The 18,930-nt window shown below is 68.7% G+C and carries 20 protein-coding genes and 1 tRNA gene; 7 read left to right on the plus strand and 14 right to left on the minus strand.

Annotation, left to right across the window (positions count from 1 at the left end; translation table 11 throughout):
* Positions 1–49 precede the first annotated feature (49 nt).
* A complete protein-coding gene (locus tag HHUB_RS10855) occupies positions 50–1,129 on the plus strand; it encodes an archaeosine biosynthesis radical SAM protein RaSEA (protein WP_059057627.1) in 1,080 nt (359 codons plus the stop codon).
* 6 nt (positions 1,130–1,135) lie between these two features.
* Here HHUB_RS10855 and purQ read toward each other — a convergent pair whose 3' ends face one another.
* Both purQ and purS read right to left on the minus strand, forming a co-directional pair.
* Positions 1,136–1,810: a phosphoribosylformylglycinamidine synthase I gene (gene purQ, locus HHUB_RS10860; RefSeq protein WP_059058292.1), complete on the minus strand. Its 675-nt coding sequence runs from the start codon at positions 1,808–1,810 to the stop codon at positions 1,136–1,138.
* Between the two features lie 79 nt (positions 1,811–1,889).
* Positions 1,890–2,144: a phosphoribosylformylglycinamidine synthase subunit PurS gene (purS, locus tag HHUB_RS10865; RefSeq protein ID WP_059057628.1), complete on the minus strand. Its 255-nt coding sequence runs from the start codon at positions 2,142–2,144 to the stop codon at positions 1,890–1,892.
* Between the two features lie 134 nt (positions 2,145–2,278).
* On the opposite strand from purS, the gene HHUB_RS10870 reads away from it, so the two are divergent.
* A complete protein-coding gene (locus HHUB_RS10870; RefSeq protein WP_059057629.1) occupies positions 2,279–3,292 on the plus strand; it encodes a formyltetrahydrofolate deformylase in 1,014 nt (337 codons plus the stop codon).
* On the opposite strand, the gene HHUB_RS10875 is transcribed toward HHUB_RS10870, so the two are convergent.
* Positions 3,289–3,711, minus strand: coding sequence for a CBS domain-containing protein (locus HHUB_RS10875; RefSeq protein WP_059057630.1), 423 nt, complete (start codon positions 3,709–3,711; stop codon positions 3,289–3,291). The two genes, HHUB_RS10870 and HHUB_RS10875, sit on opposite strands and share 4 nt — an antisense overlap.
* 41 nt (positions 3,712–3,752) lie before the next feature.
* Entirely contained in the window at positions 3,753–5,507 is a 1,755-nt protein-coding gene (gene arcS, locus HHUB_RS10880) for an archaeosine synthase subunit alpha (RefSeq protein WP_059057631.1), read from the minus strand.
* An 80-nt stretch (positions 5,508–5,587) separates the two neighbouring features.
* Between arcS and HHUB_RS10885 the strand changes: the two genes are divergently transcribed.
* Positions 5,588–6,841 (plus strand): outer membrane protein assembly factor BamB family protein, encoded by a 1,254-nt coding sequence (locus HHUB_RS10885; protein ID WP_059057632.1) that lies wholly within the window; start codon positions 5,588–5,590, stop codon positions 6,839–6,841.
* Here the strand turns inward: HHUB_RS10885 and tgtA are convergent.
* The 6 genes from tgtA to HHUB_RS16655 form a co-directional block, all read right to left on the minus strand.
* Positions 6,838–8,307: a tRNA guanosine(15) transglycosylase TgtA gene (tgtA, locus tag HHUB_RS10890; protein WP_059057633.1), complete on the minus strand. Its 1,470-nt coding sequence runs from the start codon at positions 8,305–8,307 to the stop codon at positions 6,838–6,840. The genes HHUB_RS10885 and tgtA overlap by 4 nt on opposite strands.
* Before the next feature lie 40 nt (positions 8,308–8,347).
* On the minus strand, positions 8,348–8,521 hold the full coding sequence (locus HHUB_RS17110) for a hypothetical protein (protein WP_169793411.1): 174 nt from the start codon (positions 8,519–8,521) through the stop codon (positions 8,348–8,350).
* A 37-nt stretch (positions 8,522–8,558) separates the two neighbouring features.
* On the minus strand, positions 8,559–9,116 hold the full coding sequence (locus HHUB_RS10895; protein WP_059057634.1) for an NUDIX hydrolase: 558 nt from the start codon (positions 9,114–9,116) through the stop codon (positions 8,559–8,561).
* Positions 9,117–9,165: 49 nt separating this feature from the next.
* On the minus strand, positions 9,166–9,681 hold the full coding sequence (locus tag HHUB_RS10900; RefSeq protein ID WP_059057635.1) for a hypothetical protein: 516 nt from the start codon (positions 9,679–9,681) through the stop codon (positions 9,166–9,168).
* Positions 9,682–9,720: 39 nt separating this feature from the next.
* Positions 9,721–10,257 (minus strand): AAA family ATPase, encoded by a 537-nt coding sequence (locus HHUB_RS10905; RefSeq protein ID WP_059057636.1) that lies wholly within the window; start codon positions 10,255–10,257, stop codon positions 9,721–9,723.
* 63 nt (positions 10,258–10,320) lie between these two features.
* On the minus strand, positions 10,321–10,473 hold the full coding sequence (locus HHUB_RS16655) for a hypothetical protein (protein ID WP_157533997.1): 153 nt from the start codon (positions 10,471–10,473) through the stop codon (positions 10,321–10,323).
* A 279-nt stretch (positions 10,474–10,752) separates the two neighbouring features.
* Between HHUB_RS16655 and HHUB_RS10910 the strand changes: the two genes are divergently transcribed.
* Positions 10,753–11,202 carry a type IV pilin gene (locus HHUB_RS10910; protein WP_059057637.1) on the plus strand — a complete coding sequence of 150 codons (450 nt, stop codon included), beginning with the start codon at positions 10,753–10,755 and terminating at the stop codon, positions 11,200–11,202.
* A 259-nt stretch (positions 11,203–11,461) separates the two neighbouring features.
* Here the strand turns inward: HHUB_RS10910 and HHUB_RS10915 are convergent.
* A tRNA-Pro gene (locus HHUB_RS10915) sits at positions 11,462–11,534 on the minus strand.
* A 164-nt stretch (positions 11,535–11,698) separates the two neighbouring features.
* On the opposite strand from HHUB_RS10915, the gene katG reads away from it, so the two are divergent.
* Positions 11,699–13,918, plus strand: coding sequence for a catalase/peroxidase HPI (gene katG / locus HHUB_RS10920; RefSeq protein WP_082687234.1), 2,220 nt, complete (start codon positions 11,699–11,701; stop codon positions 13,916–13,918).
* Between the two features lie 57 nt (positions 13,919–13,975).
* Here katG and HHUB_RS10925 read toward each other — a convergent pair whose 3' ends face one another.
* Both HHUB_RS10925 and trmY read right to left on the minus strand, forming a co-directional pair.
* Positions 13,976–14,419: a TIGR00725 family protein gene (locus tag HHUB_RS10925; protein WP_059057638.1), complete on the minus strand. Its 444-nt coding sequence runs from the start codon at positions 14,417–14,419 to the stop codon at positions 13,976–13,978.
* Positions 14,419–15,009 (minus strand): tRNA (pseudouridine(54)-N(1))-methyltransferase TrmY, encoded by a 591-nt coding sequence (trmY, locus tag HHUB_RS10930; protein WP_059057639.1) that lies wholly within the window; start codon positions 15,007–15,009, stop codon positions 14,419–14,421. The genes HHUB_RS10925 and trmY overlap by 1 nt, the downstream gene beginning before the upstream one ends.
* Before the next feature lie 325 nt (positions 15,010–15,334).
* Here trmY and HHUB_RS10935 point away from each other — a divergent pair, with 325 nt between their 5' ends.
* Together HHUB_RS10935 and rnhB are read left to right on the plus strand one after the other, a co-directional pair.
* Entirely contained in the window at positions 15,335–16,618 is a 1,284-nt protein-coding gene (locus HHUB_RS10935) for a tRNA pseudouridine(54/55) synthase Pus10 (protein ID WP_059057640.1), read from the plus strand.
* Positions 16,615–17,250 carry a ribonuclease HII gene (gene rnhB, locus HHUB_RS10940; protein WP_059057641.1) on the plus strand — a complete coding sequence of 212 codons (636 nt, stop codon included), beginning with the start codon at positions 16,615–16,617 and terminating at the stop codon, positions 17,248–17,250. Before HHUB_RS10935 ends, rnhB begins: the two co-directional genes overlap by 4 nt.
* On the opposite strand, the gene HHUB_RS10945 is transcribed toward rnhB, so the two are convergent.
* Positions 17,247–18,854: a Na+/H+ antiporter NhaC family protein gene (locus HHUB_RS10945; RefSeq protein ID WP_059057642.1), complete on the minus strand. Its 1,608-nt coding sequence runs from the start codon at positions 18,852–18,854 to the stop codon at positions 17,247–17,249. The two genes, rnhB and HHUB_RS10945, sit on opposite strands and share 4 nt — an antisense overlap.
* Positions 18,855–18,930: the final 76 nt, after the last annotated feature.

Here is an 18,930-nt window from a genome sequence, read left to right on the forward strand (position 1 = left end):
AGCACGACCAGACGAAGCCGCTTTACGCCCGCGACGACACCAACTAGCCATGAGCGAGCCGAGCGCGGAGGTCTACGAGCAGGGGCGGGGGATGGACGCCCACAATCAGGTGATGCGGGAGCTGCGCGACGAGAAGGGCGCGAAAGACTACGCCCCCGACGAGCCCACCCGCGTCTGGCTGGACGAGGACAACACGCCGGACGGCGTCTACCAGAGCCTCACCATCATCCTCAACACCGGCGGGTGTCGGTGGGCGCGCGCCGGCGGCTGTACGATGTGCGGGTACGTCGCCGAGTCCGTGGAGGGCGGGTCGGTCGCCCACGAGGACCTGATGGCCCAGATAGACGCCTGCCTCGAACACGAACAGGAGGAGGCCGACGAGGCCAGCGGCCTGATTAAAATCTACACGAGCGGGTCGTTCCTCGACGAGCGCGAGGTGCCCGCCGAGACGCGGCAGGCCATCGCCGAGACGTTCGCGGACCGCGAGCGCATCGTCGTCGAGAGCCTGCCGGACTTCGTGGACCAGCCGAAAATCGAGGACTTCACCGAGGTCGGGCTGGAGACGGACGTCGCAATCGGCCTGGAGACCGCGACGGACCGCGTGCGCCACGACTGCGTAAACAAGTACTTCGACTTCAGCGACTTCGAGGACGCGTGCGCGGAGGCCCGCGAGGCCGACGCCGGTGTGAAGGCGTACCTCCTGATGAAGCCGCCGTTCCTCTCGGAGTCCGAAGCCGTCGAGGACATGAAGAAGTCCGTCCGCGAGTGCGCCGAGGTCGAGGGCTGTCACACGGTGTCGATGAATCCGACGAACGTCCAGCGGTACACGATGGTCGACCAGCTGCACTTCCGGGGGGGCTACCGGCCGCCGTGGCTCTGGTCGGTCGCTGAGGTACTCGAATCCACCGCGGACGCCGACGCTATCGTCGTCTCGGACCCCGTCGGCCACGGCAGCGACCGCGGCCCGCACAACTGCGGCGAGTGCGACGACCTCGTGCAGGAGGCCATCAAGGACTTCGACCTCCGGCAGGACCCCTCCGTCTTCTCCGAGGTGTCCTGCGAGTGCGAGGCGACGTGGGAGGCGGTAATCGAGCGCGAGACGAGCTACAACCTCCCGCTGGCCGAGTAGCTGTTTCTACGCGAACGCTTCGAGGACGCCCTGCCCGTCCGTCAGCCCGAGTTCGGGGAGCGTCGCGCGCTCGGGGTGGGGCATCAGCACCGCAACGGAGTCGCGCTCGCCGAGCACGCCCGCGACCGCGCCCGTGGAGCCGTTCGGGTTCGCTTCCTCGGACATCTCGCCGTCCTCGTCGCAGTAGCGGAACAGCACGCGGTCCTCGCTGACGAGGTCGTCGTAGCGCTGGTCGTCGATTTCGAAGCGGCCCTCGCCGTGCGCGATGGGGAGCGTGAGCACGTCGCCCTCGTCGTAGGCGGCCGTGAACGGCGTGTCGGCGTTCTCCACGCGGACGTTGACGTGCTCGCACTGGAAGCGCGCGCTCGCGTTCGTCGTGAACGCGCCGGGCGTGAGCTTCGACTCGCAGCCGATTTGGGCGCCGTTGCAGACGCCGAGGACGGGCACGCCGTCGTCCGCGAGGTCGCGCACGTCGTCCATAATCGGGGAGCGGGCGGCCATCGCGCCGGCGCGGAGGTAGTCGCCGTACGAGAACCCGCCGGGGAGGACGACGCCCGTGGTGTCCGCGGGGAGGGCGTCCTCGTGCCAGACGATTTCGGCGTCCACGCCGAGCGCGTCCAGCGCGCGGACGGCGTCCCGGTCGCAGTTCGAGCCGCCGAAGCGAATAACGGAGACAGTCACGCGAGCCACCCCCGGTGGCGAGTGTGACGTCGAAAGTCGCAGCCCGCGCAGCGAAGCGAGCGGGCCCGTCTTTCGGAAGTCATTCGCGCTCCGTGACCGCCACGTCGTAGTCGTGGATGGTCGGGTTCGCGAGCAGGCGGTCGGCCATCTCGCCCGCGCGTTCGGCCGCCTCGTCGCTGTCGGCGGCCTCCAGGTCGATTTCGAAGCGGTCCGCCGAGCGCAGGTCCCCGAGTTCGAAGCCCAGTCGTTTGAGGGCCTTCTGGGTGGTCTCGGCCTCCGGGTCGAGGACCCCGTGCTTGAGTCGGACCGTCACCGTCGCGGTGTACGCGGTCATCGCGCTTATGTGTGCGTTCGTGGTCAAAGACTCTTTTGGAAGCGCACGAAGATACACGAGCGTGCATACTGTCGGCTACGCGGATTCCTGCGCGAAGGACGCCGCTTATGTCCGCCGACGCCCTGGGTGCGTGTATGCCGAAGCCGAACGGCAGTCCGGAGGCGGCAGCGCCGACGAGTGACCTCACCGAAATCACGGTCGTGGGAGCCGACCGCACCGGAATCGTCGCGGAGGTCACCGGACTGCTGTTCGAGCACGGGGTCAACATCGAGGACATCGAGCAGACCGTCCGCGACGGCGTCTTCCGCATGACGCTGCTGGCGGACACGACCCCCATCGACGACGCCGACGACCGCTGGGAGGCCGAGGACGAGGCCGAGCCCGCGGACCTCGCGGGCGACGCGACGACGCGGGCGGCGTTCCGCGAGCGCCTCGCCGACATCGGCGACGAGCTCGGCGTGGACGTCCGTGTACGCTTCCCCGACGAGCGCGACGAGGGCGTCGCCGTCCTCGTCACGAAAGAGGACCACTGCCTGCGCGCGCTCCTCGACGAGGACCTCGACGCCGAGATTCGCGTCGTCGTCGGGAACCACCCCGACCTCGAATCCGTCGCGCGCGAGCACGACGTCCCGTTCTACGACATCGGCGACGACTCCGGGACGCCCGACGAGGAGCGCCTGCTGGACCTGCTCGACGAGTACGACATCGACCTCGTCGTGCTCGCGCGGTACATGCGCATCCTCAGCCCGGACGTCGTCTTCCGGTACGCGGGCCGCATCATCAACATCCACCCGAGCCTGCTGCCCGCGTTCCCCGGCGCGCAGGCGTACCGGCAGGCGGTCGAGGAAGGCGTGCGGGTCGCGGGCGTCACCGCTCACTACGTCACCACGGACCTCGACCAGGGGCCGATTCTCACCCAGCGCGCGTTCGACGTGCCCCCGGAGGCCACCGTCGAGGACGTGAAAGACCGCGGCCAGCCCCTCGAAGCCGACGCGCTCGTGGAGGCCGTCCGCGTCCACCTCGCCGGCGACGCGACGGTGCGCCGCGGCAGCGTCGAGGTCACGGGCGACCACCAGTTCGGGATGCCCGACGAGGCCAGCGCGGCGAACCCCGACGCGCCCGTTGACGCGCCGCCCGCCGACGACTAGTCCTCCCACTCCGTCCTGCGTTCGTCCGTCTCGTGCGCCTCCCTGAGCAGGTCGTCCTGGGCCTCCAGCAGGTCCGTCGCCGTGACGACGCCGACGAGGTCGAGGCCGTCCGCGACCGGGAGGTGGTGGACGCCGTAGTCGAACATCCGCGCGGCCGCCGCGCGAACGGTCGCCGACGGCTCGACGGTAATCAGCGGGTGGCTCGCCGCCGCGTAGACGGGAATCTCGCTGAGCGGGCGGTCGTGTTCGTGGCCCGCGGTCATCACGTCCACCTTCGTCAGAATCCCCGCGGGGTTGCCGTCCTTCTCGACGACGACGCTCCCGGTCTCGCGGTCGAGCATCCGCCCGACGGCGTCGCGGACGCTCTCCTCGGCGTCGATGGCGAGGACGTCCGTGGACATCACGTTGCGGACGCGCATAGAGAAGAGTTCACACACCACGACCGTAGCGCTTTCGCCCGCTACTTCGGGTCGCTGTGCCGCACGTCGACGGCCATCCCGCGCGTCGCGTCGGCCATCGCCGGCCCGGGCATCGACGCGCGCCCGATGGCGAACGCCTCCGGCCCCTCGACGACGACCTCGTCGCCCACGCGAATGTCGTCGTCGGCGTCCACGACCCCCGGCGCGAGCACGCTGCCCTCGGGGACGAACGCGTCGATTTCCACGCGCTTCGTGGGCGCGTCGATGGCGACCCACTTGCGCGCGCCGGCGAGCGTCAGCGACAGCGTCCCGTACTGCGGGACCAGCGCCGCCAACTGCTCGCCGTCGCCGTCCAGCGCCTGCAGTTTCGGGTAGCGGCCCTGCACCGTGAGGTCGCCGAACAGCGCGTCGCCCGCGCCGTCACCGAGGAAGTAGTCCGCGACCGCGCGCAGCGTCGCCTTCTCGCGCTCCTCCACCCAGATCTTGTCCTCGCCGGCGAGCGCGGCGTTCAGCTCCCCGAGGCTCTCGTCGGTCGTCGGGTGGTCCTCGACAGTGAACTCGAAGGGGACGTCCACTTGGGCGGCGACGCGCTCGCAGATGTCGCGGTACCCCTCCTCGGGGACGTGCGCGATGACGCGCGGGTAGTCCGTGCGGTCGATGTAACGCTTGAGGACGCGCGCGACGAAGTCTTTCTCCTCCTCGCTCCACCGCCCCGTCACCACGCTGTCGTAGTGCTGGGCGGGGTAGGTGAGTTCCAGTTCCTGCGGGACGACGCCGATTGGCGAGGTCATCGAGACGACGTGCGCGCGGTAGCTGGCGGCGTCCTGGAACTGGCGGTGGCTCTGACTCTCGCTGTACGGCTTCTTCGCCGAACACGGCACGAGCAGGAGAGGATGGCCGTCGAGGCGCTTCTGGTAGCGCGTGGTGACGCGCTCGGCGAAGCGCTGAATCTCCACGCGCCGGAGCGCGTCCTCGGTCGCCGACAGCAACAGCGAGTCCCGCATCACGGGCGTGCGCTGTTCGAGGTAGCCGTACTGCTGGTCGAACTCGCGGAACGCCGCGGTCACCCACGCCTCGTGGCGGGCCTGTCCCTCCACGTAGTCGCGCAGGCGGCCGTCCCGAATCCGGCGGCGGACGCGCCCGAGCTCGGCCTTCAGCGCGTTCACGTTGTGGTCGACGCAGTCCTCGCGGTCGAACTCCGCGACCGGTTGCTGGCACGCCGGACACGAGCACGGCAGTTCGTCGAGGTCTTCGAGGTCGTAGGCGCCCTCGCTGGTGAGGTAGCGGCCCTGCGTCCCGCGGACGACGGCGCGGTCGGCGTCCACGAGGTCCACGCCCGCGTAGACGAGCACGGCGACGTTCCGCGGCGTCGCCACGCCGGAGAGGTACAGCGCGGTGTCGTCTGGAATCGCCTCGCGGGTGTCGACGACGGCGTCCCGGAACGCCGCGCCGTGCCCGACGACGCCGGGCGCGCCCGAGAGCACGTACGCGTCCGCGCCGTAGTCGTCGGCGGTCTGCGGGGAGACGACCGCCGCGCTCGGGAAGTCCACGTCCGGGTAGTCGGGCGCGAACGACTCCTGCACCTCTTCGGCGGTCCCGGATGGGAAGCCGCGGTACGGCAGTACGGTCAGCGCGGACTCGTCGCCCTCGGGCGGGTCCTGCCGCTGGACCCACTCGCTGCCCGCGTCCTCGACGACGTCGTCCGCGAGCGTCGGCGTCGTCACCGACTCGGCGAGCCGGAGTTCGCCCACGCGCGCCGCGGCGTCGCGCGCGTGCACTTCGAAGTACTCGGTCATACAGCGTCGTGGGGGCCGCGCGCCCAATTGCCTTGCCTTTCGACGGAAAGCACTTGTCGGCGACGCGACAACCACCGGCGATGCGCTCGCCCTCCAGACGCGACGTGCTCGCCGCCAGCGGCGGCCTCCTCGCAGGGCTCGCAGGCGGCTACGTCGCTCGCCCCCGCCTCGAAACCGACTCCCCTCCCGCTCCCGCACCGCTTGCGTGGGCCGACACCGAGTGGCCGTACCCCGACTACGACCCACAGCGAACCCGGAATCCGCCGCCCGAGAGCGCGCCGGACGGCGAGTTCGACGAGCAGTGGCGGCAGTCACTCGAACGCGTATTCGAGCGTGCACTACCTGTAGCGTCGAACGGTAGCGTCTACACCGCGAGTACCGACGCCCGCCACGCTCGGCTCGACGCGTTCGCGCTCCACGACGGCGAGCGAGACTGGAAGCACGAGTCCACCGCCGAGACATCGACGAGACGGCCTCGCGTGCTCGCGCCCGGTGACGGCGCCTACTATCGGTTCGTCCGGACTCAGACCGCCCCGCTTGGGCTGGCGGCAGCGCAGAGCGGCGAAGTCGCGTGGCACGTCTCGGACCCGCCACGGGGCGGCTGGACCGTCGGCGCCGGGCGCCTCTACTATGGAAATCGGAGTGCCGGGAAGCTCCACGTCTACGACGCACGCACCGGAGAGAATCTGTGGACGACGCGTGTGGATGACGAGCGCCTCGTCGTGCGGTCGTTCCACCCGCGGCACGGCGTGTTCGCCACGTCACACGGGACGCTGTACGCCCTCGACCCCGCGGACGGGAGCACGCGCTGGGACTACCGCGTCGACCACCACGTGCAAAACGGCCCCATCGTCACACACGAGCGAGCGTTCGTCGGGACGTGGAACAGCGACAAACGCCGCGTCGCGGCGCTCGACGCGGCTGCCGGCGAGCACCTGTGGACGTACCCGAGGTCCCCCGCGATGGTCGAGTCGAAGGAGGAGAGCACGGTGTACTGGTTCGAGGTCGGCGCCGCCGCCGGCGGCACGCTGCTCGTCAACGAGTACCGCGTCGACTCGCGGCCGGACGCGCTCCACGCCGTCGACGTCGCCTCGGGCGACCGGCGCTGGCGCGTGGAACCACCCGAGGGCGCGAAAGGGCTCTCGAAACCGACGGTCGTGGACCGCGAGGTGTTCGTCTGCACGACCAACGACCGGACGGCACTCTCGGTACTCGACCTCCAAGACGGCTCCGTGAAGCGTTCGCGGCCGCTACCCGGCTACTGTCCGAGTCCGGTCGTGACCGACGGGAAAATCTTCCTGCAGCTGTCCGAAGAACTGCTGGCGTTCGCCTAGTCTTCTGCCGAGATGTCCACAGTCTCGACGCGAGCGGGCACGCGGTCCAGCGCTGAATCCGGCCAGCCGCGGTGCGCGAGCGTGAACTCCGTGTCGGGGTTGGCTTCGGCGAGCGCGGCGACGCCGTCGGCGGCGGCCTCGTAGCCCGCGCGGTCCATGCGGTCGGGCGTCTCGGCGGTCAGCGGGTACGTCGTAGACAGCGACCGCGGGTAGGGGCCGAACGGCGGGAGGACGTTCCACCACTCGTCGAAGCGGTCGTTCCCCGAGCCCTCCGTGAGGAGCACGTCGCCCTCCGGGGAGAGGCGTTCGAGGCGGCGGTGGTGGCGCACGACCTCCGGGCGGCGCGCGCTGTCCGCCGAGGTGTAGAAGAAGGCGTCCTTGCTCGCGGGGTCGGTCTGCTCCAGCTGCTCGCTGTGGTCGAGGAGCGCGCGGAACCCATCGAGGGTGCGGGGATGAGCGTGCGCGCGGGCTTCCACGAGTTCCATCAGGTTCCCGGACTTGATGGCCTGCTTGACGCGCCGGAGTTCGCCGAAGGAGACGTGGAGGTTGTGCTCGGCGAGCAGTTCCTCGCGCGCGGCGTCGCCCATGCGCTCGACCTCGTCGGGCGTGTGGTCGGTGCAGACCGGGCACTCGCAGGGGAAGTAGTGGAGGCTGTCGAGGTGTTCGGTGCCGTGGACGGTGAGGTAGCGGTCGTCGCGGGCGTAGATGGCATACGCCGCCGAGTCGAGGAGGTCGCAGCCCAGCGCGGCGGCGAGCGCGAACATCATCGGATGGCCCGCGCCGAAGAGGTGGACCGGCGCGTCCCGACCGAGCCCGCGCTTCGCCGCCAAGACGGTCTCGGCGACGTCGTCGTAGCGGTACTGGTTCATCATCGGCACGACCGCACCCACGGGGAACAAGTCGAGGTCCGTGTTGTACGCGTGCCGGGCGGCCTCTTCGCGGAGGTCCGGGTACGTCGCGCCCTGCACGGGCGCGTTCACGAGCATGTCGCCGACGTCCACGGTCTCAGCGAGTTCGAGGCGCTCCTGCGTGGTCGCGAGTTCCTCTTCGGCCTGTTCGCGGCTGGCGTCCGGCGGCGTCGGGATGTCCACGGGCGTCCCGATGTCGCTGCCGACGTCGTGCTGGAACTGCAGAATCTCCTCGGTCGTCGTCTCTATCTCGCCGTACTCCGCGAGCTGGAAGCTCCCGGAGTCGGTCATGATGGCGCCGTCGAAGCCCAGCATCTCGTGGAGCCCCTCCTCGCGGGCGCGCTCGTGGAGGTCCGGGTCGTTGTTGATGATATAGGAGTTCGTGATGAGCATCTCCGCGCCGAACTCCGGGAAGCGGGACGGCTCGACGGTTATCAGGTTCGGGTTGACGACCGGCATCAGCGTCGGCGTCTCGACGGTCACGCCCGCCCGCGGCACCTCCAGCTCGCCGATGCGGGCCGCGCCGTCCTGCGCGGTCACCTCGAAGACCTCTCTCATTACCCTCCGGTAGCCAGCGCCCGCGCGTAAGGGTTTCTTCTCACTCGCTGGTCTCGACGTAGAACACGCGCTCGCGGGGGATGCGGCGGACGGTGCGGCCGTCCTCCGTGGTCACCAGCCAGTGGCCGGTGTCGTCGTTGAAGCCGATATTCGAGTCGCTGGTCTGCCAGTCGGTGACCCCGCCCTCGGGGTCCTCGTAGACGATGACGCCCATACCGGGGTGTCGCGGTCGGCCGCGATAAAGACGGCGGCTACCCGAGTTCGTGGTTCAGCACGCCGAGCGCGGTGCGGCCGTCCCGAATCTCGCCGTCGCGGACGGCCGCCAGCAGGTCGTCGTAGGACTGGGTGGTCACGCGAATTGACTCGTTGAAGTCCAAGTCCTGCTCGCCGGTCGGCCGACACCCCTCCGCGAGGAAGTAGTGGTGGACGGCGTCAGCGACGCCGTTGGTCGGCTCGAACTCCGCGAACTTCTCCACGCTGTCCGCCTCGTAGCCGGTCTCCTCCGTGAGTTCGCGGTGGGCGGCCGCCGCGAGGTTCGCGTCCTCGTCCTCGACGCCGCCCGCCGGCAACCCGCGGTTGACGCGGCCGACAGCCTGCCGCCACTCCTCGACGAGCACCACGTCGCCGTCGGGCGTGAACGCCAGCAGGACGACCGCGGGGTCGTCCACGAGGTAGTCGAAGTCCGTCTCCGTGCCGTCCGGCAGTCGGACGTCCTCGTGGGCGATTTCGAACCCCGGGCACTCGTAGGCGACGCTGCGGCTCGTCGTCTCCCACGCCAACGGGTCGGCCGGCGAGTCCTCGTCGGTCACGGACCTGGGTTCGCGCCGCGCGGAAAAAAGGCTGCCGCGAGCGCGCGGGCTACTCGACGATGACCGTGGCGTTGGTCGTCTGCTCGTCGTTGAGCGTCACGCTGACCGTGTAGTTGCCGGGTTCGGCGGGGTTGTTCACGGCCGGGTACTCGACGACGACTACGTCACCGGACGCCAGCGTGTAGCCGGTGTCGAGTTCGACGGTGAACGAGTAGGCGTTGTTGTTGACGCCGCTGATGTGAGTCTCGTTGAACTGCTCGTCGAGTTCGCCGTCACCGTCGGTGTCGACGCCCAGCGAGACGTTCTCGTGCTGGGCGCTCTCGACGGTGAAGTTCTCACGCGGATACTCCACGGAGAGGGAGGTCCACTCGCTGCCCGCGACGGAGTCCCCGACGGACAGCCGGATGGACTGGTTCACGCCCGTCGCGTTCGCCGCGGGGTCGCTCGGTTCCACTACGTCGTCGGTCGGTACCGCGTCGGTGTCGGTGTCGCCGCCGCCGAACGCCGCACAGCCCGCGGTCGCCACGAGGGCCGCGAGCGCTACAGCTACTAGTGTTCGTCGCACGATTCGGCTTCGAGCGAGAACGCGTGAAAGTCTTCTGGCTCAGAACAGCGCCTCTACCTGCTCGCGGGTCGAGGCCAGCCCGCCGGAGTTGTCCACGACGGCGTGCTCGCGCTCGATGCCGTCGAAGGACTCGCGGTACTGCTGGTGGATGGCGAAGTCCGCGTCGCTCTCGTCGTCCGAGCGCTGGCGGATGCGCTCCTCGACGACGGCCTCCTCGCACTCGACTTTCACGAGCGTCGCCGGCACGCCGAGGTCGTCGGCGGTGTGCTCGACGCTGTCCCGGTGCTCGCGGTGCTGGAAGGTGCCGTCGAGGACGACGCTGTCCCCGCGGTGCACGACGGCGGCCGCGCGCTCGAACAGTTCCTCGTAGACCGCGCGGAGTTCCGCGTCAGTGTACTCGGGCTCGGGGAACAAGTCGGTCCGAACGACGTCGGTACGCAGTAGCTCCGCGCCGAGCAACTCGGCGACGTGTTCGGCGACAGTCGTCTTCCCCGCCCCCGGCAGCCCGCAGACCACCACGACGCGCGGCTGCTGTTCGGCGTTCGACTCGTTCGCTGTGGCGCACTCCCCGCTCACAGTAATCGAGTGAGAAACGGTGCGCCCGAGATATGAACCTGTGGAATCCGCGTCGGAACGGTGCTACCGCAGTTCGATGCCGGGCTCCTCGCTGAACTCCTCGGCGCACGCCGGACAGAGCACGAGGTCCATCTCCGTCGGCTCGGCGCTCCCCTGCGTGAACCGGACCGTGTACCCCTGGACGTCTCCCCCGTTACCGCAGTTCGTGCAGGCCATCTGGTCGCTCTACCACGTCGACCCGCGAACCGTTCACGCATTATCAATAATGCTATTTTACGGGCGAGCGCAGCGGCAGTCCCACACTCGACGCTGACGCGACCCGCGAACCCGCCGAGGACGCGACGACGGAGACTCGTCAGCGCGGTACCACTTGGCGATGGAAGTTAAGTGCACGGAGCAGATAGCACCCGCCAGCACGGATTCGGCAACGGAGGGGGCAGCTCCACACGCGGCGACTCGTCGTCGCAGCCGTTCCGGTCGCGTGCAGCACACACCATGAAGAAAATCAGCTTCGAAACCCCGGACTTCGACGAACGCGGCGTGTCGCCGGTCATCGGTGTTATCCTGATGGTCGCAATTACAGTCATTCTGGCCGCCGTCATCGCCAGCTTCGTACTCGGCTTCGGCGACTCAGTCAGCGAAAACGTCCAAGCCGGCGCCGACGTCAGTCAGACCAACGACGGCAACGCCAGCGTCACCTGGATCAGTGAAGGGAACGCCCAAAACGTCAGCGTCACCGCCGGAGACAGCGCCAGCGTGAACATGACGGACGTTGGTCAGTCTGTGAAAATCTTCCACGACGGCACCACCAACACGAACGCTTACCAGGGGAATCAGACCATTCAGGTCGGCAGTAGCTCCGTTCAGGTCACCGTGACTGCCGTCGGAAGCAGCGGCTCTCGGACTGTCGTCACGCAGGAAGAAGTCGAACTGGGCGGCAGCTAGTAACGGCCACCGTTTTTCTGTTATTTCCGTCGGAGAGCGGCTGCACTCGAAGAACCACACACGGTAGACGAACGCTACGCTGAGTGCCCATCACCTCGGAGAACGCGGGAGAAGTGGGCCGGCACGAATATTGGATTACGTCGAGACGTGCTCGCTCCGCTGCGCGCGCCTCGCCTCATTCAAATTCGTACGCCGCACACACTGCCATCGACGGACGAACGACACGCTGGTCGTTCGTCGCGTCGGAGTGCGGGAAAAGTGGGCCGGCACGAATTTGAATCGTGGTTACGGCCACCCGAAGGCCGAAGGATACCAAGCTACCCCACCGGCCCGCAGTCTCACGTTGGTTCGTGGTGTGTTTAACGCTTCCGAATCGGCGAGGCGTGGGTGGTGAGAACACGCGACAGCGCGGCGGTGAGCGGGTCGCTGAAGTTGGCAGATGCCAACGGTACCGTTAACTGGGACGCACGAGTGACTCCGTGTAGGTAGTATCTCGATGAGTGACGACACATCCGAATCCGAGGCGGACCTGCGACCCGACGGGGGAAGCGGGGAGCACTGGGACCCGAAAGGCGTCGACGACTGGTGGCCGAACCTGCTGGACGTCGACGTACTCGACGACAACGACCACGTGGTCGGCCCCTACGACGAGGACTTCGACTACGCGGAGGCCTTCGAGGACATCGACTACGAGGAGCTGAAAAACGACATCCGGAAGGTCATGATGGACTCGAAGGACTGGTGGCCCGCGGACTACGGCACGTACGGCCCGCTGTTCATCCGGATGGCGTGGCACAGCGCCGGTACGTACCGGACGGCTGACGGTCGCGCCGGCGCGTCCGGCGGCCTCCAGCGCCTCCCGCCGGAGAGCAGCTTCCCGGACAACGTCAACCTCGACAAGGCCCGCCGCCTGCTCCAGCCGGTCAAGCAGAAGTACGGCCGCAAGCTCTCGTGGGGCGACCTCATCGTCCTCGCGGGGAACGTCGCCATGGAGACGATGGGCTTCGAGACGTTCGGCTTCGCGGGCGGCCGCGAGGACGAGTTCAAGCCCAACCACGCCGTCGACTGGGGCCCGGAGACCGAGTGGGAGACCACCTCCCCGGAGCGGTTCACGGGCGACAACGAGACCGGCGAACTGGAGGACCCGCTGGCGAACACCGTCATGGGCCTCATCTACGTGAACCCCGAGGGTCCGTACGGCGAGCCCGACGTCGAGGGCTCCGCGGAGAACATCCGCGAGGAGTTCTCGCGGATGGCGATGGACGACGAGGAGACGGTCGCGCTCATCGCGGGCGGCCACACGTTCGGGAAGGTCCACGGCGCCGACGACCCCGAGGAGCACGTCGACGTCGAGCCCGAGGCGGCACCCATCGACCTGCAGGGGCTCGGCTGGGACAACGACCTCGGCGATGGCAAGGGTCCGAACACCATCACGAGCGGCATCGAGGGACCGTGGAACTCCGCGCCGACCCAGTGGGACATGGGGTACATCGACAACCTCCTGAACCACGACTGGACCTCGGTCAAGGGCCCCGGCGGCGCGTGGCAGTGGCGGCCGGTCGGTGACGACGTCGAGGACGCGCCGGCCCCCCACGACCCCGAGGACACCGAGGAGCCGATGATGCTGACGACGGACGTCGCGCTGAAGCACGACGACGACTTCCGGGAGATTCTGGAGCACTTCCAGGACAACCCCGACGACTTCCAGGAGGCGTTCGCGCGGGCGTGGTACAAGCTCATCCACCGCGACATGGGCCCGCCGGAGCGCCTCGTCGGCCCGGAGGTCCCCGAGGAGACGTTCGTCTGGCAGGACCCGATTCCGGACGCCGACTACGAGTTCGTCGGCGACGAGGAGGTCGCCGAACTCAAGGAGCAGCTCCTGAACACGGACCTCTCGCGCCAGCAGCTCGCGAAGACCGCGTGGGCGTCCGCAGTGACGTACCGCGACAGCGACAAGCGCGGCGGCGCCAACGGCGCCCGCATCCGGCTGGAGCCCCAGCGTAGCTGGGAGGTCAACGAGCCCGAGGAACTGGAGACGGTCCTCGAGACGCTCGAAGACGTCCAGATGGACTTCAACAGCTCGCGCGACGACGACGTGCGCGTCTCGCTGGCGGACCTCATCGTGCTCGGCGGGAACGTGGCCGTCGAGCAGGCGGCCGCCGACGCCGGCTACGACGTCGAGGTGCCCTTCGAGCCGGGCCGCACCGACGCCAAGCCCGAGCAGACCGACGCGGAGGCCTTCGAGCCGCTGGAGCCGAAGGCCGACGCGTTCCGGAACTACCTCGGCGGCGGCTACAACGACCGCCCCGAGGACCGGATGATCGACAAGGCGGAGCTGCTGAACCTCTCGCCGTCGGAGCTGACGGTGCTGGTCGGCGGCATGCGCGCGCTCGGCGCGACGTACGGCGACGACGACCGCGGCATCTTCACGGACGAGCCCGGCGCGCTCACGAACGACTTCTTCGCGAACCTCCTCGACATGGACTACGAGTGGGAGGCCGTCGACGAGGACGAGGAAGTCTTCGAGGTGCGCGACCGCGACACCGGAGAGGTCGAGTGGGAAGCCACGCGCTTCGACCTCATCTTCGGCTCGAACGCCCGCCTCCGCGCTATTGCGGACGTCTACGGCGCGGACAACGCCGAACAGAAGTTCGTCGAGGACTTCGTCGAGGCCTGGCACAAGGTCATGACTCTCGACCGCTTCGACCTCGAATAACCGGGTAGCCCGCGGTTCTCTCTATCTCTCTTTCGCGCGCCGCCAGCCCCGCGGCCGTCAATCGACGCGCGCTTCCACGTAATCGACCGCTTCCGCGGGCGTCTCGACGGCTTCGACGTGCGGGGCGTCGGCCGCGCCGAGGCCCGCAATCGGGCGGTCGTACACGGAACTGAGGCCAACCTCCGAGAGCGTACCGCCCGCGCCGTCCACGGCAATCACGGCGTCGCCGTTCAGCACGACGAGCGCGTTCCGCGCGTGCCCGAGGCCGGTCGCAATAGCCGTCGCCACGTACTCGTTGGCCGCGTCGCGGTCCTCGCCCGGGAGGATGCCGATGGTGTGACCGCCGGCCTCACTGGCGCCGCGGCAGGCCGCGCGCATCACGCCGCCGAGGCCGCCGCAGACGACAGTGTGTCCTCGCTCGGCGAGCAGCCGGCCGACTTCATGGGCGTTCTCGGTTGCGTCCGCGGACGGCGCGCTCGCACCAATCACGCTGACGCGCATCAGTACTCCGTGAAGCCGTCGGTGTCGAGGTAGTTGTGCGCGACCGTAATCGTGTGGTCGGCGTGCAGAATCTCGGGGCCGACGCGCACGCGCTGGTCGCTGCGGTCCGCGAGGAAGACCGCCTCCGCCTCGGTGAAGTCCTCGTGGTCCGAGAGCACGAAAATCGGGTCCTCGGGCGGTTCGACGTCGGCGAGCGCGTCGCCGTCCTCGTGGAGCTCCACGACGGTCCCGTCGAGGTCGTCCAGCACCGTCTCGAATCCGCGCTTGGAGACGTGGATGCCCGGAGTCGACTCGGCCTCGCGGTGGCCGATGGCGCGGTCTTTCGCCTCCAGCGCTTGCTTGAGCAGGCCGGCGATGTTGCGCTCGTCGGGGTTCATGTACCGCAACTCGCTGCCGTCGATGCGGACGGTCACCTCGTCGCCGAGCACGAGGTGCACCTTGACGTCCCGCCGGACGTCGTGCGAGAGGAACAGCGCGGCGTTGACGCACCGGCAGAGCACGTCTAGACGCCCCGCGCCGCCCGCGAGGTCGTCCAACGAGAAGTCGGGGTCGGTCGGCGCGTGGTGGCCGAGCACGACGAACTGGCGCATACCGACCCATCGCAGCCTCGCGATTTACGCCTATCGACCGACCACAGCGCAGCCGACCAACCAACCGACATCCTGGCGGTCGCCGGGAGAGCTTCGCTCTCCCGAGGCCTCGGAAATCTCCGATTTCCGGCGGATTGAAAGGGCGAGCGGCGATCGACGACAGCGGACGAAGCAAGCACGCGAGCGGAGCGAGCGCGCACAGCGAGTCCCCCGAGTCGAGCGACGCGAGGGCTTTCTGGAGGAAACGGAGTACATACTGACGGCTGCGAGAAGCCGACACCCGTGGACCGAAGAGTACGTACCAGCGGCCCGCGACACAACACCCATGACAGTCTTGGAGGACGCGCGACGGGTGCTGGCGGAGGACCCGATTTGCGACGCCTGCGTGGGGCGGTGTTTCGCGGAGCGGAGTTTCGGATTGACGAACGCCGAGCGCGGCCGGGCGCTCCGGACGACTATCGCGCTGGAGGACGACGAGCCGTACGAGGGCGTCGAACCCTCGGAGTGCTGGGTGTGTGAGGGCGCGTCGGGGCGCTTCGACGAGTTCGCGGACCTCGTGGTCGAGGCGCTCGCCGACCAGCGCTTCGACACGTACCAGGTGGGGACGCGGGCGCCGCCGCTGGTGGAGGAGAACGAGACGATGCTGCGCGATCTCGCCGATTTGGACGAGGACGCCGGCGAGCTGTTCAAGTCCGAGTGCAACCGCGAGGTCGGCAAGCGCGTCGGGAAGCGGACGGGCGCGGACGTGGACTTCGAGCGCCCGGACGTGCTCGCGGTGCTGGACGTCGAGTCGGAGACGGTGGACGTGACGGTGAACTCGGCGTTCGTCTACGGCCGCTACCGCAAGCTCGAACGCGGGATTCCGCAGACGAAGTGGCCGTGCAGCGACTGCAACGGGACGGGGACGCTAGTCGACTCGCCGTGCCCGCACTGCGACGGCACGGGCTACCTCTACCCGGAGAGCGTCGAGCAGTTGACCGCGCCGCCCGTCATCGACGCCATGGACGGCGAATCGGCGTCGTTCCACGGCGCTGGCCGCGAGGACATCGACGCGCTGATGTTGGGGACGGGCCGGCCGTTCGTCGTCGAGGTGGACGCGCCACAGGAGCGCCACCCGGACCCCGAGAAGCTGGAGGAGGCTATCAACGAGTACGCCGACGGGAAGGTCGAAGTCGAGGGGATCCGGCTGGCGTCCTACGAGATGGTGGCGCGCGTGAAGGAACTGGACGCGCGGAAGCGCTACCGCGCGCAGGTGGAGTTCGACGAATCGGTCACCGAGGACGACTTCGAGGCCGCACTCTTGGAACTGGACGGCGCGACCATCCAGCAGGAGACGCCCCAGCGCGTGCAGCACCGGCGCGCGGAGAAGGTCCGCGAGCGCGAGGTGTACGACATCGAGGGCGAACTCACCGACGACACGCACGCGGTCGTCGAAATCGAGGGCGAGGGCGGGCTCTACATCAAGGAACTCGTCTCCAGCGACGAGGGCCTCACGGAGCCGAGTCTCGCTGGCGTGCTCGGCGTGGACGCGACGGTGACGGCGTTGGACGTCGTGACCGTCGAGGGCGAGCGCGACGAGTTCGAGGACGAGGAGTTCTTCGTGGAATGAGGCACTTCGGCGTCGACGAGGCCGGCAAAGGCCCCGTGCTGGGGTCGATGTTCGCGGCGGCGGTCGTCGGCGACCCCGAGGAGCTCCCGGACGGCGTCGCGGACTCCAAGCGGCTCTCGGCCGCGCGCCGCGAGGAGTTAGACGAGCAAATCCGCGAGGACTTCGAGGTGGGCGTCGCCGAGGTTCCCGTCGAGCGCATCGACGACCCCGAGACGGACATGAACGCGCTCACCGTCGACGCGCAGGCGTGCGCGCTCGACGAAATTGCGGCGGACGGTCTCGCAGGCTACGTGGACGCTGGCGACGTGGACGAGGCGCGGTTCGGGCGCCGGGTCGCGGACGGCGTCACGGCCGACGTGGACGTGACCGCCGAGCACGGCGCCGACGACGAGTACGCGCTCGTCGCGGCGGCGAGCATCGTCGCGAAGGTCGCCCGCGACAGCCACGTCGCGGACCTCGCAGCAGAGTACGGCGACGTGGGCTCGGGGTACCCGAGCGACCCGACGACGCGAGAGTTCTTGCGCGAGTACGTCCGTGAGCACGACGCGATCCCGGCCTGCGCCCGGAAGTCGTGGCAGACGAGCCGGGACGCGCTCGCGGCCGCCGAGCAGTCCGGCTTAGACGAGTTCTAGTCGTTCTCGGGGGTGGGGACGTTGCTCTGCTTGGGGTCGATGCCGCGGCGGCGCGCGTCGAACTCGGAGAGGCCGTAGACGAGCACGACGAGCAGGCCGATACCGACCGGGAGCAACAGCAGCGGCGTGACGCGCGTGAACCCCCAGACGACCAGCAGGAGCGCGGCGACCGCGACCACGGTGACCGCGTAGTACAGCTGCGTTCGTACGTGGTCGATGAGGTCCGCGCCCGTGAACGTCGCCGACAGCACGGTGGTGTCGGAGATGGGGGAGGCGTGGTCGCCGAAGATGGCGCCCGAGAAGACGACGCCGACGGCGGCCGCGACCATCGTGTGGCTGCCCGTGAGGTTCCACGCCACCGGCACCGCGATGGGCGTGACAATGCTCATCGTCCCCCACGAGCTCCCCGTGGAGAACGCGACGAACGCCGCCGTGAACAGCACGACGACGGGCAGCAGTTCGGGCGTGAGGAACTGCTCGACGGCGTTCGCGACGTACGTACCGGTGCCCAGCGCCTCCACGACGTTCCCGATGGACCACGCGAGCACGAGAATCGTCACCGCCGTGAGCATGATGCCGAACCCGTCGATGGTGGTGTCCACGCTCTCCCCCAGCGAGAGCACGCCGTACGCGAGCCCCAGGACGTACGTGGAGACGACCATCGCGAACGACCCGAAGATGAGCGCGAGCGCGTAGTCGGCGTCAACGACCATGTCGTAGAGGCTGGCGCCGGGCGCGTACCCCGTGTAGAGCGCGGAGCCGACGGTGACGGCGACCAGCACCGCGATGGGCGCGAAGAAGGACAGCAGTTTCGGGTTCTCCGTCTCGGGTTCGCCGAGCGTCGCTTCGACGTCCTGCATCGGCCGGGCGTCGTCGCGGGAGACCTTCCCGGTGGTGGACGCGCGGTGTTCGGCGCCGAGCATTTCGCCGTAGTCTCGGCGGGAGAGCACGACGATGGCGACCATCGCGATGGCGAGAATCGCGTACATGTTGAACGGAATCGACTGCAGGAACACCGCAAACGAGTCCGGGCGGTCGGCGGCCGCGACGCCCGCCGTCTGGTAGCCCGACTCTATCATCGACAGCTGGAACGCCACCCACGAGGAGATGGTGAGCGTGGCGACGGGCGCGGCCGTCGAGTCCACGATGTACGAGAGCTTCTCCCGGGAGACGCCGAGGAAGTCGGAGACGTCTTTCATCGTGGAGCCGACGACCGCGGTGTTCGCGTAGTCGTCGAAGAACAACAGCAGGCCCAGCAGCCACGCGACGACGCCCGCGGTGCGCTTGCTGTCGATGTGTTCGAGCGCCCAGTCGCGGACGGCGTGGGAGCCGCCGAGGCGCCAAATCATCGCGACTGCCGACCCCAGCAGGAGCGTGAAGATGATGATTTGCGCGTGGAATATCGAGCCCTTGCCCTCGGCGGACACCTGCGAGATGGAGCGCGCAATCCAGTCGAAGGTCTGCGTGAGACCGACGCCGCCGGTGTAGATGACGGCGCCGGACCACACCCCGAGGAACAGCGACAGCACCGCCTTCCGGGTGACGATGGCGAGCGCGATAGCGAGCAACGGGGGGACGACGGAGAGAGCACCGAACTCGGACATACCTCGACGTTTCGCTCTATCGGCTTAAATGCCACTTTGGCTGGCTGACGCCGCCGGCAGCCGCCGCCAAACCACA

Source organism: Halobacterium hubeiense (genome assembly GCF_001488575.1).
GTDB classification, from domain to species: domain Archaea; phylum Halobacteriota; class Halobacteria; order Halobacteriales; family Halobacteriaceae; genus Halobacterium; species Halobacterium hubeiense.